Origin of the sequence: Tardiphaga sp. 709, from assembly GCF_032401055.1 — a bacterium.
Classification (GTDB): Bacteria; Pseudomonadota; Alphaproteobacteria; order Rhizobiales; family Xanthobacteraceae; genus Tardiphaga.
In genome coordinates, this window is record NZ_CP135529.1 from 5544667 (window position 1) to 5558548 (window position 13882).

At 62.9% G+C, this 13882-nt stretch carries 11 protein-coding genes and 1 other RNA gene; 10 read left to right on the top strand and 2 right to left on the bottom strand.

Going from position 1 to position 13882, the window contains the following annotated elements; translation table 11 throughout:
* Nucleotides 1–259 precede the first annotated feature (259 nt).
* From RSO67_RS26795 to RSO67_RS26805, 3 genes are all read left to right on the top strand, one after another.
* Nucleotides 260–2062 (top strand): ABC transporter ATP-binding protein, encoded by a 1803-nt coding sequence (locus RSO67_RS26795; RefSeq protein ID WP_315841312.1) that lies wholly within the window; start codon nt 260–262, stop codon nt 2060–2062.
* Between the two features lie 268 nt (nt 2063–2330).
* Nucleotides 2331–3230: a helix-turn-helix domain-containing protein gene (locus tag RSO67_RS26800; RefSeq protein ID WP_315841313.1), complete on the top strand. Its 900-nt coding sequence runs from the start codon at nt 2331–2333 to the stop codon at nt 3228–3230.
* A gap of 95 nt (nt 3231–3325) precedes the next feature.
* Entirely contained in the window at nt 3326–4054 is a 729-nt protein-coding gene (locus tag RSO67_RS26805) for an alpha/beta hydrolase (protein ID WP_315841314.1), read from the top strand.
* Between the two features lie 80 nt (nt 4055–4134).
* Here RSO67_RS26805 and rnpB read toward each other — a convergent pair.
* Nucleotides 4135–4569, bottom strand: an RNA gene (gene rnpB, locus RSO67_RS26810) — RNase P RNA component class A.
* Between the two features lie 200 nt (nt 4570–4769).
* On the opposite strand from rnpB, the gene RSO67_RS26815 reads away from it, so the two are divergent.
* Nucleotides 4770–5120 (top strand): YciI family protein, encoded by a 351-nt coding sequence (locus tag RSO67_RS26815; RefSeq protein ID WP_315841315.1) that lies wholly within the window; start codon nt 4770–4772, stop codon nt 5118–5120.
* Between the two features lie 4 nt (nt 5121–5124).
* Entirely contained in the window at nt 5125–6384 is a 1260-nt protein-coding gene (locus RSO67_RS26820) for an RNA polymerase sigma factor (RefSeq protein ID WP_315841316.1), read from the top strand.
* Here RSO67_RS26820 and RSO67_RS26825 read toward each other — a convergent pair.
* Nucleotides 6381–7232 carry an N-acetylmuramoyl-L-alanine amidase gene (locus tag RSO67_RS26825; protein WP_315841317.1) on the bottom strand — a complete coding sequence of 284 codons (852 nt, stop codon included), beginning with the start codon at nt 7230–7232 and terminating at the stop codon, nt 6381–6383. The two genes, RSO67_RS26820 and RSO67_RS26825, sit on opposite strands and share 4 nt — an antisense overlap.
* A 526-nt stretch (nt 7233–7758) precedes the next feature.
* Here RSO67_RS26825 and rsmH point away from each other — a divergent pair.
* From rsmH to RSO67_RS26850, 5 genes are all read left to right on the top strand, one after another.
* Nucleotides 7759–8754, top strand: coding sequence for a 16S rRNA (cytosine(1402)-N(4))-methyltransferase RsmH (gene rsmH, locus RSO67_RS26830; RefSeq protein WP_315841318.1), 996 nt, complete (start codon nt 7759–7761; stop codon nt 8752–8754).
* 2 nt (nt 8755–8756) lie between these two features.
* A complete protein-coding gene (locus RSO67_RS26835) occupies nt 8757–9137 on the top strand; it encodes a hypothetical protein (protein ID WP_089267351.1) in 381 nt (126 codons plus the stop codon).
* Nucleotides 9134–10897: a peptidoglycan D,D-transpeptidase FtsI family protein gene (locus tag RSO67_RS26840; RefSeq protein ID WP_244558531.1), complete on the top strand. Its 1764-nt coding sequence runs from the start codon at nt 9134–9136 to the stop codon at nt 10895–10897. The genes RSO67_RS26835 and RSO67_RS26840 overlap by 4 nt, the downstream gene beginning before the upstream one ends.
* A gap of 93 nt (nt 10898–10990) precedes the next feature.
* Entirely contained in the window at nt 10991–12448 is a 1458-nt protein-coding gene (locus RSO67_RS26845) for a UDP-N-acetylmuramoyl-L-alanyl-D-glutamate--2,6-diaminopimelate ligase (RefSeq protein WP_315841319.1), read from the top strand.
* On the top strand, nt 12445–13881 hold the full coding sequence (locus RSO67_RS26850) for a UDP-N-acetylmuramoylalanyl-D-glutamyl-2,6-diaminopimelate--D-alanyl-D-alanine ligase (RefSeq protein WP_315841320.1): 1437 nt from the start codon (nt 12445–12447) through the stop codon (nt 13879–13881). The genes RSO67_RS26845 and RSO67_RS26850 overlap by 4 nt, the downstream gene beginning before the upstream one ends.
* The last annotated feature ends 1 nt before the right edge of the window (nt 13882 follow it).

Genomic DNA, 13882 nt, shown 5'->3' on the forward strand with positions numbered 1-13882 from the left:
AACTACCTTCCATTGCTCGAACCCGAGGGAGAGTCTGCATGAAGTCGATTGATCTGCTCTCCGGAATTCTCGGTTCGGTGCACGCATGCGGGTTTATGCGGGCTCGTTGAGCCCCGGTTCCGCCTCTGCCGGTCGGGCCTGATGTCCCGATCATCCTGATCTTTCCCGTTTCTGTACTTTTAGGACGCTCGCGCTCGGTCTGCCCGTTGCGCGTCAAACCATGGAGCCGGTCTGCGCAGGAGCGCTGCCGGATGAAGTCATGACTCTGAAGCCCAAAGACCGCGCCGCCGCTATCCGCGTGGTGATCCCTTTCGTGATCCGGCATTGGTTCCGGCAGCCCGGCCGTGTCGCGGTGACCGCTGCGGGTTTGCTCGGCGCGACGGTGGCTGACCTGTTCATGCCGCTGTTCTCCGGCCAGTTGGTCGATGCCGTCACCAAAGGCGGCGCCGATCCGGCGGCGCGGCATGCGGCCTATGTGGCCTTCGGCGCCATCGTGGCGCTCGGCGCGTCGTCGATGCTGCTGCGGCTGCTCGGCATCCACGCCATCGTTCCGTTTACGCTGCGTATCATGTCGGATCTGTCGCGCGAGGCCTTCGCGCGCGTGCAGCGTTTCTCGACGGACTGGCACGCCAACAGCTTTGCGGGCTCCACGGTGCGCAAGGTCACGCGCGGCATGTGGGCGGTCGATCTGCTCAATGACACGCTGTTGATGGCGCTGCTGCCGTCGCTGGTGGTGTTGCTTGGCTCGATGCTGCTGCTCGGCTGGCACTGGCCGGCGCTGGGCGGTGTGATCGCTGTCGGCACGGTCGCCTATATCGCCATGACCATGTGGTTCTCCACGCGTTACATCGCGCCGGCCGCGCGCGTGTCGAATGCATGGGACACCAAGGTCGGCGGTACGCTGGCGGATGCCCTAACCTGTAACGCCGTGGTGAAATCCTTCGGCGCGGAAAGCCGCGAAGACGAGCGGCTGGGGCAGGTCGTCGGCCGCTGGCGCGTGCGCGTGGCGCGGACATGGTATCGCTACAACACCACGAGCACGGTGCAGCTCGCAGTGCTGCTCTGCGTGCGCACAGCGGTGATCGGCGGCGCCTTGTGGCTGTGGCTGCAAGGTCAGGCGACGGCAGGCGATGTCACCTATGTGCTGACGAGCTATGTCGTGATCCACGGCTATCTGCGCGATGTCGGCATGCACATCAACAACCTGCAGCGTTCGGTGAACGACATGGAGGAGCTTGTCGCGATCCATGACGTCGCGCTCGGCATCGCCGACGCGCCGGATGCGCAGCCGATTGCCATCACCGGCGGGCGCATTTTGTTCGATGGCGTGACGTTCCACTATGGCGGTCATGCCACGCCGCTCTATGACGGGCTGTCGGTCGACATCCGCGCCGGCGAACGCGTCGGTCTGGTCGGGCGTTCGGGCTCCGGCAAGACGACCTTCGTGAAGCTGATCCAGCGGCTCTACGATGTGTCGGGTGGCCAGATCATGATCGACGGTCAGAACATCGCCGATGTCACGCAGGAGTCGTTGCGTAGTCGTATTGCGATCGTGCAGCAGGATCCGATCCTGTTTCACCGTTCGCTGGCCGATAACATCGCCTATGGCCGGCCCGGCGCCACCATGGCGGCGATTGAACAGGCGGCGCGGCTGGCGAATGCGCATGACTTCATCATCCGGTTGCCGAAAGGTTACGGCACGCTGGTTGGTGAGCGTGGTGTGAAACTGTCGGGCGGCGAGCGGCAGCGTGTCGCGCTGGCGCGTGCATTCCTGGCGGACGCACCGGTGCTGATTCTGGACGAGGCGACATCGAGCCTCGATTCAGAGTCGGAGGCGTTGATCCAGGAGGCGATGGAGCGGCTGATGAAAGGCCGCACCTCGATCGTGATCGCGCATCGCCTGTCGACGGTGCGCAGCCTCGATCGCATTCTGGTGTTCGATCACGGGCACATCGCGGAAGAGGGCACCCATGCGACGCTCACGGCCCGGCCGAACGGCATCTATCGCGGCCTGTTCGAACGGCAGGTGCTGGATCTCGATCGCACCGCTGCCGCGGAATGATATCAGGAAGGAACGGGGGCCGCCGTTGGCCCTCGTTCGCATTTCGGCGCATGTCGTCAATGCGTTCGTCCCCCGTGGGGCGAGCCGATCGTGGCGACACCCGCACGGTGACGCCCGTCGTCGCAAAATCGGATGTCGTTGACAGTTCCTGCTTTGCGCAACACTCTGTCGATCCTGCGACCAGTATAGACCGTATTGGGGCTCGACGATGGATTGCTCGCCGGACATTCAGACATGGTCCACGGCTCTCGTTGAGCCGGAACGACGGTTGGACTACTGGATTTCCGCGGTCTGCGAAGGCTTTCTGGAGATGGATATCGCCAGCCTCGCGTCCGCGAGCTTTGCGTCCGAACTACAGCGCGGGCAGCTCGATGTGATTGGGGTCAATCACGTTCGAGGCGATCCCCAGCATGTCTATCGCACCAGACGCGCCATCTCGCGCGGCCAGTCCAATTTTTACTATCTGCTTTGCAAGACCGACCGGAACTGGTCGGCCACGCAATGCGAGAGAACGGCGATGTTGCGCCCCCATGATCTTCTTCTGGTGGATTCGCGGCGCCCCTATGAATTTCATTTTCCGGTGACGTCGGACACGATTTCGCTGGAGCTGCCGATGGGATGCGTCGAGCGTTGGCTTACCGCGCCCGAGCAGCATCTTGGCCGGGTGATTGATGGACAGTCTGGCTGGGGACTGGCACTGAGCGGCTTCGTTCGGCAATGGTCACCGGAACTGGCCGTTCGCAGTCCGCTGCCGGCGTCTCTCCTTGTCGATCAATTGGGAGCCCTGCTGGCTCTGACACTGGAAGGCGATGTGACGCAGTCGCCGGCGGAGACGTCCGGCACGGCCACGCTGATTGATCGGATTCGTCGCGCTCTGCGCGAACGTTATGCCGAGCCCGGCCTCACTGCAGCGTCGATCGCCGCCCAACTGCAAATCTCGGAGCGCACGCTGCATCGCGGTCTCGCCAGTGCGTCCGTAACCTTTAGCGGGCTGCTCGCCGACTGCCGCATGTCGATGGCCCGCAAGATGCTGGTCGAGCCGCGCTTCGACCGTGTGAGTATCGGTGGCATCGGCCAGAAGGTCGGCCTGACAGATCCATCACATTTTATCCGCCAGTGCCGCAAATATCTGGGTGTGACACCTGGCGAGTTCAGACGCCGACGATAGCCTGTGACGCAAATCGTCGATTGGGCTGGCGCAATCCGGCCATCTGCCCGGCATGTCGGTGTTTATGAATGTCCGGGGAACATCGGGAGGAGTGCATGGCAGATCTATACGTCCTGGTTCACGGTGCCTGGCACACGGGAAAGGAGATGGACGCGGTCGCCGGTCATCTGCGGGCAAGCGGGCATGTCGTTCATTGCCCGACGGTCGCTGGCAACAACGCGAATGACGACCGCAGCGCAGTTGGGCTTGCACAGGCTATCGCTTCGATCGCTGATTATATCGAGAAGGAAGATCTGCGGGACATACGCCTTGTCGGACACAGCTATGGCGGCATGGTGATTTCGGGCGTTGCGGACCGTATGGCAGAACGCATCAAGCGCCTGGTCTATGTCAACGCCTTCGTTCCGCTGGACGGACAGTCGCTCAACGACATGGTGCCGCCGCATTACCTTGGCCTGTTCGATTCCATCGCTGCCGCCAACAACAACGCGGTGATGCTGCCGTTCGAAATTTGGCGCGACGCTTTCATCAACGATGCCGATTTCGGACTGGCGAAGTCAGCCTATGAGCAACTCAATCCGCATCCCTACAAGACATTCACCGACAAGATTTCGCTGAGCAAGCCTCTCGCCGAACTTGCGGTCGGGAAATCCTACGTGAATTGTCAGCAGGACATTGCGCTGCCACATAGCCTGCCATGGCATCCGCAACTATCCGAACGTCTTGGTCTGTTTCGGCTGGTCGAATGTCCGGGCAGCCATGAAATGTTCTTCAGCAATCCTGCACGCCTCGCAGAGGCGATCATTCAGGCAGGACGGGACTGAAGCAGATTTCGGTGCGGTCATCGGCGCCAAAACTGGCGAAGGGCCCGGCGTGTTGCGCCGGGCCCTTCGTTGTTCAGAAAGTTATCAGCCGGCCTGTAAGCCGGGTTCTGTAGGGCATCGCCGATTTGCATCGGCGATGCGTGACGGCCATTCCTCTGGGACCATAGTTGCCTATGGCCTCAAGCAACCTACCCGGACAGCGAGCAAGACATTGCCCCGCAGTGTTATCGCTCAGGGTGAGCGAACTGACTGCTTTGCCGTCCCTATTCGGTTTTGCTCCCGGTGTGGTTTGCCATGCCGTTTCCGTTGCCGGATACGCGGTGCGCTCTTACCGCACCTTTTCACCCTTACCGCGCCATCTCCTTGCGGAGGGAGGCGAGGCGGTTCGTTCTCTGTGGCACTTTCCCTGGGGTCACCCCCGCCGGACGTTATCCGGCACCGTATGTCGATGGAGCCCGGACTTTCCTCTCCCACAGCCTTTCGACCATAGCGGGAGCGGCCGTCCAGCCGACTGACGGCACAGGCATGGAGGCTCAGGGCCGTGGCGTCAAGCCAGGAACGCGCGCAGTCTTTGCCAAAATAAATTATCCTGAAGATGTCGTTCTGCTGCCGGTTCGTTCGACTGACGGCATGATCCCGGAAAATGGAAACCAGTTTTCGGACCCGATCATGCCCATGTCACGGCGAATGGCGCCGCTCAAGAGGAGAGAACGCAATGCAGTATCTGCTGATGATCTACCAGAACGAAGCCGAGTACGCGAAAATGGACGCCGCCACAGGCAAGAAGATGCTTGAGGAATATGGCGCGTTCACCCAGTCCATCGTCCAGAGCGGCAATTTCAAGGCAGCTGACCGGCTGCAGCCGACGACCACAGCGACCACGGTGCAGGTGCGCGACGGCAAGATGCTCACCACCGATGGTCCGTTCGCCGAGACGCGCGAACAGCTCGCTGGTTACTATCTGGTCGACGCGAAGGATCTCGATGCCGCATTGGCGATTGCGGCGCGGATTCCCAGCGCGCGGATCGGTTCAATCGAGGTGCGGCCTATCTGGGTCTATAACTGACGCCATGACGTCAGCCGAAATCGACAGGATCTTTCGCAACGAAGCGGGTCGCGCGCTGGCGACGCTGATCCGCCTCGTCGGCGATTTCGATTTGGCTGAAGATGCGTTGCAGGATGCCTTTGCGGTTGCGCTTGAAAAATGGCCAACCGCCGAGCCGCCGGCAAATCCGCGCGCGTGGCTTGTCAATGTCGGGCGCAACAAGGCGATCGACCGTGTCCGGCGTCTGGTATCGTTTCGCGACAAGCAGGAACAGGTGACGCACGAGCTGTTGCTGAATGCGTGCGCAAATGACGATCGCTGTGATGACGCTGTTCTCGACGACGACATGCTGCGGCTGATTTTCATCTGCTGCCATCCGGCTTTCGCCGTGGAGGTGCAGGTGATGCTGACGCTGCGGACCGTCTGTGGATTGAGCACCGCTCAGGTGGCACGGGCGTTTCTGATCGGCGAAGACGCCATGGCGCAACGGCTGGTCCGAGCCAAACAGAAGATCCGCATCGCCGGAATTCCCTATGAAGTGCCTGTGCGAGATGCGCTCGAACAGCGCCTGCGCGGCGTGTTGGCCGTGATCTATCTGGTTTTCACCGAAGGCTACGTTGCCACGTCAGGCGACGATCTGATGCGGCCGGACTTGGCGCGGGAAGCAATCCGGCTGGCTCGTTTGCTCGATGCATTGCTGCCGCAGCGACGCGAGATCAAAGGCCTGCTGGCGTTGATGCTGCTGCACGACGCGCGCCGCTCCGGTCGTGCGACGGCGGACGGCGACATCGTGCTGCTGGAAGCGCAGGATCGGTCGCGGTGGGATCATCAACAGATTGCCGAGGGATTGCGGCTGGTCGAGGACGCGTTGCACGCTCCCGGCCGACCCGATGACTATGTGGTGCAGGCCGCGATCGCGGCGCTGCATGCGCAGGCGCCAAGCTATCAAGCCACCGACTGGCCGCAGATCGCCGGGCTCTATGAAGTCCTGCTGCGGATCAGGCCATCGCCGGTGATCGAGCTCAACCATGCCGCCGCGGTAGCGATGGTCGATGGTCCGCTGCGTGCCTTGAATCTGATCGACGCACTAGAGGCGAGGGGCGGACTCGACGGCTACGATCTGCTGCCCGCGGTGCGCGCCGACCTGTTGCGCCGCCTCGGCCGGCGCGATGCCGCCCGCGATGCGTATCATCGGGCCAGTGCAGCCACGCAACTGGCACCGCTACGCCGGCTTTACGCGCGGCGATTGGCTGAGCTGGACGAGATGACCGATCCGGAGATCTAGGCTGTCGCTTCGCTGGGCAGGCTGGCGAGCAGGGCCTGCAGCGTGGTCAGCGTCGAATGATCGACGAGGCCATCGACGCGCTCGGGACGGAAATGGCGCTGGAAGGCGGTGACCACTTCCATGGTCGGGGCATTGTACTGGCCATCGGTCTCGATGCCGTAGCCATAGCGCGCCAATGCATGCTGCAGCGCCAGTACGTCGTCGCCCGCAGTGCCGAGTTTCATGGTTTCGCCGCGCACGATCGGCGCCGGCATCACCCAGTGGCCTACGCCGGAATTGGCCAGCGAGTGCCACGGGAATTTCTCGCCGGGATCCTTCTTGCGCGAGGGCGAGACGTCGGAATGGCCGAGCACGCGATGCGGCTGCAGGTCATGACGCAGCATGATGCCGCGGCACAGCGCGGTGACGGCGGCGATCTGCCGGCTTGGAAAATCCGGATAGCCCCAGTCATGACCGCGATTGATGATCTCGATGCCGATCGAGCAGGAATTGATGTCCTCTTCGCCGGCCCAGAAACCGACGCCGGCGTGCCAGGCCCGCTTGGCTTCCGGCACTGTCTGCACGATACGGCCATCCTCGAGCACGATGTAATGCGCAGAGACATCGGTGCCCGCGCTGCACAGGCGCGTGATCGCGCCTTCCGGATCGGGCATGCCGGTGTAGTGCAGCACGATCATATCGGGCACGAGGCCCTTGTTGCGGTCACCGAAATTCGGCGACGGGATCACATCGGAAACAACGGATGAATCCGGGGTAAAGGTCGGCATGTCCGCGGCGCCCTTGGGAATCGGGAGGGCGCGTTGACGCTTGGAGTCGGATCCAGCGGGTGCGGACGAAGGTGAAGCCATCAGAAAACTCAAATCAGTCACGAGAACAGCGGCACATCAGGGTTGCGCCGCAGGCGCGTACTATCCTCGACTGGCACCTTGCTATGCAACGACTGCATGACAGTTTTGCCCCATTTTTATCCACTGTGGGCTTAAAGCATCAGCACTACGATGAAACCGGCACTTGCAATTGATCGACTGCTCTCCAACCCATCAACGCTTTCTTAACGCTAAGTGCCGTTACTGAGTGGTGAAGAGCCAACCTGAAAAGGGCGGCCAAAGTTCCATTTTGACGCTCAGATCCCGGCGTTCTGATCCCATGGCAATCCCGAAGAATCCATGCGGACATCAGGCCTGCCTCGCGCAAAACGCGGGCGGCGCGTCGAATGGAACCCGCAATCGTGCGGCGATCGGGCTTTTTGATCGGAAAAGCCGGGTGCCGCGCCGACAATTGAGGCGACATGGGCCTGTTCGTGTCCAGTTTGATTTTGCGCCTCGATGCGAAGGAACGGAACGCGCTGTCTGCGTGCTTCCGGCAGGCCCGCGCATGAGCACGCCCGATACAAGGCATATCTCTGTTCTCGGCGTTGAAGCCGTCGATATGCTGAGCCCGCGCGCCGGTGGTATTTATGTCGATGCCACATTCGGCGCCGGCGGCTATTCCCGCGCCATTCTCGCGACCGAGGGAACCCGCGTCATCGCCATCGATCGCGACCGGACCGCCATCGCCGGTGGTTTCGATCTGGTCGACGCATCCGACGGCCGTCTCACGCTGGTCGAGGATCGCTTCTCCAATCTCGCTGATGTGTGTGCTGCCCAGGGCGAGCCGCTCGTCGATGGCGTCGTGATGGATGTCGGCGTTTCGTCGATGCAGATCGATCAGGCCGAACGCGGCTTCTCTTTTCGCTTCGACGGCCCGCTCGACATGCGCATGAGCCAGCACGGGCCAACCGCGGCCGACGTGGTGGCGAAGGCCTCCGAAGCCGATCTCGCCAATATCATTTATATCTTCGGCGAGGAGCGGCATTCCCGCTCTGTCGCGCGCGCGATCGTTGCGGCACGCAAGGAAGCTGACATCGAGACGACGAAGCAGCTTGTCGATATCGTGCAGAAAGTTGTGTGGGCCAAGCCCGGTGAAATCCATCCGGCGACGCGCACGTTCCAGGCGCTGCGCATCTTCGTCAATGCGGAGCTCGACGAACTCCATACCGCGCTCGCCGCTGCCGAGCGCGTGCTGAAGCCGGGTGGCCGGCTGTCGGTAGTCTCGTTCCATTCGCTGGAAGACCGCATCGTCAAGAATTTCATGACCGAGCGCAGCAAGACCGGCGGCGGATCGCGGCATCTGCCCGAGGTCGCGCAATCCCGTCCGCGCTTCTCGCTCGTCAACAAGCGCCCGATCACTGCGGGCGACGAAGAACTCAAGGCCAATCCGCGCGCGCGCTCTGCGAAGCTGCGCGGCGCCGAGCGCACCGATGCGCCGGCGCAGGATGCCGGCCCGTTGCCGGGCTGGCCGACGCTCGCCTCCGTGTTGAGGGGAGGCTGACCATGCGGATCATCCACCTTCTCGTGATCGCCGTTCTCGTCTTCGCCGCCGCCTATGTCTATCGCATCAAGATGGAATCCACCGTGCGCACCGAGAAGGTGCTGCGCCTGCACGCCGATATTCGTGAGCAGCGCGATGCCATCGCGTCGCTGCGCGCCGAATGGGCCAAGCTGGATGCGCCGATGCGGCTGCAGGGTCTGGCCGAACGCCATCTCAAGCTGCAGCCGGTGACGGCGCAGCAGTTCGACACAATGAAGAACCTGCCGGATCGGCCGCCGAACTTCGCCAAGCCCGGTGAGCCCGATCCGATCGGCGCGATGATCCACACCATCGATCCGGATATCGTGACCGGCTCGCTGCCGGCGCCGGAGGATCCGCAGTGACAGGTCCGCAACTCGACCCGAACAAACCGATCACCCGGCCGCCCGAGCCCTGGCGTCAGCGTCTGATCCGCAGTCTGCTCTACGGACGCAACGTCGATCGTGCAGCGAAGGCGCGCGCGCGCGTCGGTCTTGCGATGATCGCGTTCGGTGGTGTGTACGGCATCATTGCCGTGCGTCTGATCATGTTTGCCGTCAACGGCGACACCCATGCCGAGCGCCGCTCCACGCGTGACGCCATCGCGACCGCACGTCCCGATATCGTCGACCGCAACGGCGCGATCCTGGCGACCGACGTCAAGTCACCGTCGCTGTTCTCGGAGCCACGCCGTATCATCGACAAGGACGAAGCGGTCGAATTGCTCACTGGCGCATTGCCCGATCTCGATGGCGCCGAAGTGCGCGAGCGGATCATGAGCAAGAAGGGCTTTGCCTGGCTGAAGCGCGAGATCACGCCGCAGCAGCAGCGCGACATTCACCGGCTGGGCATTCCCGGCATCGGCTTCCTGCGCGAGAACAAGCGCGTCTATCCGAGCGGTGCGGCGGTCTCGCATCTGATCGGCCTGACCAACATCGACAATCAGGGCATTGCCGGCATCGAGAAATGGCTCGACAGCAATGGCCTTGCCGATCTGCATCGCGCGGGCTTTGCTTCGGATCGTCTGCAGAAGCCGGTCGAACTCGCCGTCGACCTGCGCGTCGAACACGCGCTGCGTGATGAACTGCTCAAGGCCAAGGCGAAGTACAGCGCCAAGGCGGCGTCCGGTCTCGTGTCAAACGTGAAGACCGGCGAGATCGTCGCCATGGTCTCACTGCCTGACTTCGATCCGAACAATCCGAAGGAAGCGCACGATCCCGACCGCATCAACCGCCTGACCACCGGCGTCTATGAAATGGGCTCGACCTTCAAGACGCTGACGCTGGCGATGGCGCTCGACAGCGGCAAGGCCAATCTCAATACGATGTATGACGCGCGCTATCCGCTGAGCTACGGCAAGTTCAAGATCCACGACACCCATCCGGTGCCGCGTCCGATCTCGCTCGCCGAAGTCTTCACTTTCTCGTCAAACGTCGGTGCTGCGAAGATCGCGCTCGGGCAGGGCGTCGAAGCGCACAAGGCCTTCCTGAAGAAAGTCGGCCAGCTCGATCGCCTGCGCACCGAACTGCCGGAAAGCGCGATGCCGATCGTGCCGAAACGCTGGGGTGAACTGAACACCATCACCATCGCATTCGGTCACGGCATGGCCGTGGCGCCGCTGCAGGCGGTGATGGGCGTCAATGCGATGATCAATGGCGGTCTGCTCATTCCGCCGACCTTCCTGAAGCGCACCGAAGAGGAAGCGCGGGAGATCGGCAAGCGCGTCATCAAGAAAGAGACCAGCGACAAGGTGCGCTACATGATGCGCCTGAATGCCGAGGTCGGTTCGGCGCGGCAGGCAGAAGCCAGGGCCAAGGGGTACTATCTCGGCGGCAAGACCGGCACGGCCGAAAAGGTCGTCAACGGCCGCTATTCCAAGAAGCAGGTGCTGAATTCCTTTACCGCCGTGCTGCCGATGGATAATCCGCAATTCCAGGTGCTGGTGATGCTGGACGAGCCGAAGGCGCTGCCGGAAACCCATGGTTTCATCACCTCGGGCTGGAATGCGGTGCCGACGGGCGGCAACGTGATCGCCCGTATCGCGCCGCTGTTGGGGCTCGAGCCGCGCTTCGATCTGGCGCCGTCCGACCGCCTTATTCTTGCGACATCCAAGGTGACTCAGTAACGCCGCATCTGCGCTTTACAGCCGGTGCAAAATGCGGTTTGCGTGGCGTTGCGGAACCCGATGTGTCACTCGATCTGGCCTGCCCGGAGCAGCATGAAACTACGCGATTTGTTCAACCCTGATGCCGTGATGGAGCCGTCCGCAAGGGATGTCACCGTCACCGGACTGGCTGTGGACAGCCGCGCAGTGAAACCGGGCGATCTGTTCTTCGCACTCGCCGGTGCGAAAACCGACGGTTCGCGTTTCATCGCGCAGGCACTGGCGTCGGGTGCCGTCGCCGTCGCCGGTGCCCACAAGCCCGACAGTTTGTCCGTGCCCTTCGTGCGCACGCCCAATCCGCGCCTTGCGCTGGCTCTGGCTGCCGCCAAATTCTATCCGCGCCAGCCCGCGGTCATCGCCGCCGTCACGGGTACGTCGGGCAAGACATCGGTTGCATCCTTTGCGCGCGAAATCTGGGGCCGTCTCGGATATGCCTCAGCAAGCATCGGCACCATCGGTCTCGTCTCGCCGAAGCGCACCGTCTATGGCTCGCTCACGACGCCGGATCCGATCTCGCTGCACCAGCAGATCGACGAGATCACCGGCGAGGGCGTGACGCATCTCGCGCTCGAAGCGTCGTCGCACGGCCTCGATCAATTCAGGCTCGACGGTGTGCGGGTCTCTGCCGCCGGCTTCACCAACCTGTCGCGCGATCACATGGACTACCATCCGGACGTCGCGCACTACCTCAGTGCCAAGCTGCGGCTGTTCCTCAATCTGGTTGTGGATGGTGGCGTCGCCGTGATCGCGGCCGATCATGAGCACTCGCCGCAGGTGATCCATGCTGCACAGTCGCGCCACCTGCGTCTGATGAAAGTCGGCCGCAAGGGCGACGGTGCAGCCGAGGGTATTCGCCTTGTCGATGCCACGGTCGAAGGCTTCGCGCAGAAACTCACACTTGAGCATCGCGGCAAGAGCCATCAGATCAAGCTGCCACTGGTCGGTGAATTCCAGATCGAGAACGCGCTCGTTGCGGCCGGCCTTGTCATCGGCACCGGTGGCGACGTCGATGCGACATTCGCCGCGCTCGAACATCTCCAGGGCGCCAAGGGGCGTCTCGAGCAGGTCGGTGCGCACAACGGCGCGCCGGTCTTCGTCGATTACGCCCACAAGCCCGACGCGCTCGCGAAGGCGCTGCAAGCACTGCGTCCCTATGCCAAGCGGAAACTCGTCGTGGTATTCGGCGCCGGCGGCGATCGCGACGCCGGCAAGCGGCCGCTGATGGGCGAGATCGCCAGCGAAAATGCTGACAGCGTGATTGTCACCGACGACAATCCGCGCAGCGAGAATCCCGCAAGCATCCGCGCGGCCATCATGGCGGCTGCGAAGGGCGCCACCGAAATCGGCGACCGCGCCGAAGCCATCCGCGTGGCCGTCGAAGGCCTGCAGCCCGGCGATGCCCTGCTGATTGCCGGCAAGGGCCATGAAACGGGACAGATCGTCGGTGATCGCACGCTGCCGTTCAGCGATCACGAGGCCGCCGCAGCGGCGCTTGCCAAGAGGACTGCATGAGCGAGTTTCTTTGGACATCGGCCGCGATGGCAGATGCGATGCGCGCCACAAAACAGGGCGCGTTGCCCGACGGCATCACCGGCATTTCGATCGATACGCGCACCATCAAGCCCGGCGAGGCTTACTTTGCGATCAAGGGCGACGTGCATGACGGCCACGCCTTCGTCGAGGCCGCGCTGAAGGCCGGTGCTGGTCTTGCTGTCGTCGAAGCCGCGCAGCGTGACAAGTTTCCCGCGGATGCGCGCCTGCTGGTGGTCGACGACGTGCTCGCAGCGCTCGTCGAACTCGGCATCGCCTCGCGTGCACGTCTGAAGGCGCCGATCATTGCGATCACCGGTTCGGTCGGCAAGACCTCGACCAAGGAAGCGCTGCGCCGCGTGCTGGAAGCGCAGGGCAAGACACATGCCTCGGTCGCGTCGTTCAACAATCACTGGGGCGTGCCGCTGACGCTGGCGCGCTGCCCGGCCGATGTGCGCTTCGCGATCTTCGAAATCGGCATGAATCATGCCGGCGAAATCGAGACCTTGGTGAAGATGGTGCGGCCGCATTATGCCGTCATCACCACCGTCGAGCCGGTGCATCTGGAATTCTTCGCCGGTGTCGAAGCCATTGCCGACGCGAAAGCCGAAATCTTCTCCGGGCTAGAGCCTGATGGCGTCGCGATCCTCAATCGCGATAATTCGCAGTTCGCGCGGCTACAGAAGAGTGCAAAGAAAGCCGGTGTCTCGCGCATCGTCTCGTTCGGGGCCGACAAGAAGGCTGAAGCACGGCTGCTCGACGTCTCATTGCATCCGACCTGTTCGGCGGTGCATGCGAACATTCTCGGCCATGACGTCACCTACAAGCTCGGCATGCCCGGTCGCCATATGGCGATGAATTCCCTCGCGGTGCTGGCCGCGGCCGAACTGATGGGCGCCGATCTCGTCCATGCCGCCTTGACGCTGTCGCAGGTCGTGCCTGCCGCGGGCCGCGGCGTCCGCCATGTCCTGGAAGTCGGGGGCGGCGAGGCGACGTTGATCGATGAGAGCTACAATGCCAACCCGGCCTCGATGGCGGCGGCGATCAATGTGCTCGGCGCAGCAGCCATCGGGCCAAAGGGCCGCCGCATTGCGGTGCTCGGCGACATGCTCGAACTCGGCGCCGATGGCGCGAAACTTCACGCCGGGCTGCTGGATGCGGTGCAGTCCAATGGCATCGATCTGGTATTTTGCTGTGGTCCCCTGATGCGCAATCTTTGGGATGCTCTTTCCACGGGCAAGCGGGGCGGCTATGCCGGGGATGCGGCGGCGCTCGAATCGCAGGTGCTGGCCGCGATCCGCGCCGGTGACGCCATCATGGTCAAGGGCTCGCTCGGCTCGAAGATGAAACCGATTGTCTCCGCGCTCGAAAAGCGCTTTCCCGGCAACGCCGCGCTCGACGACGCCGCGGTATAGG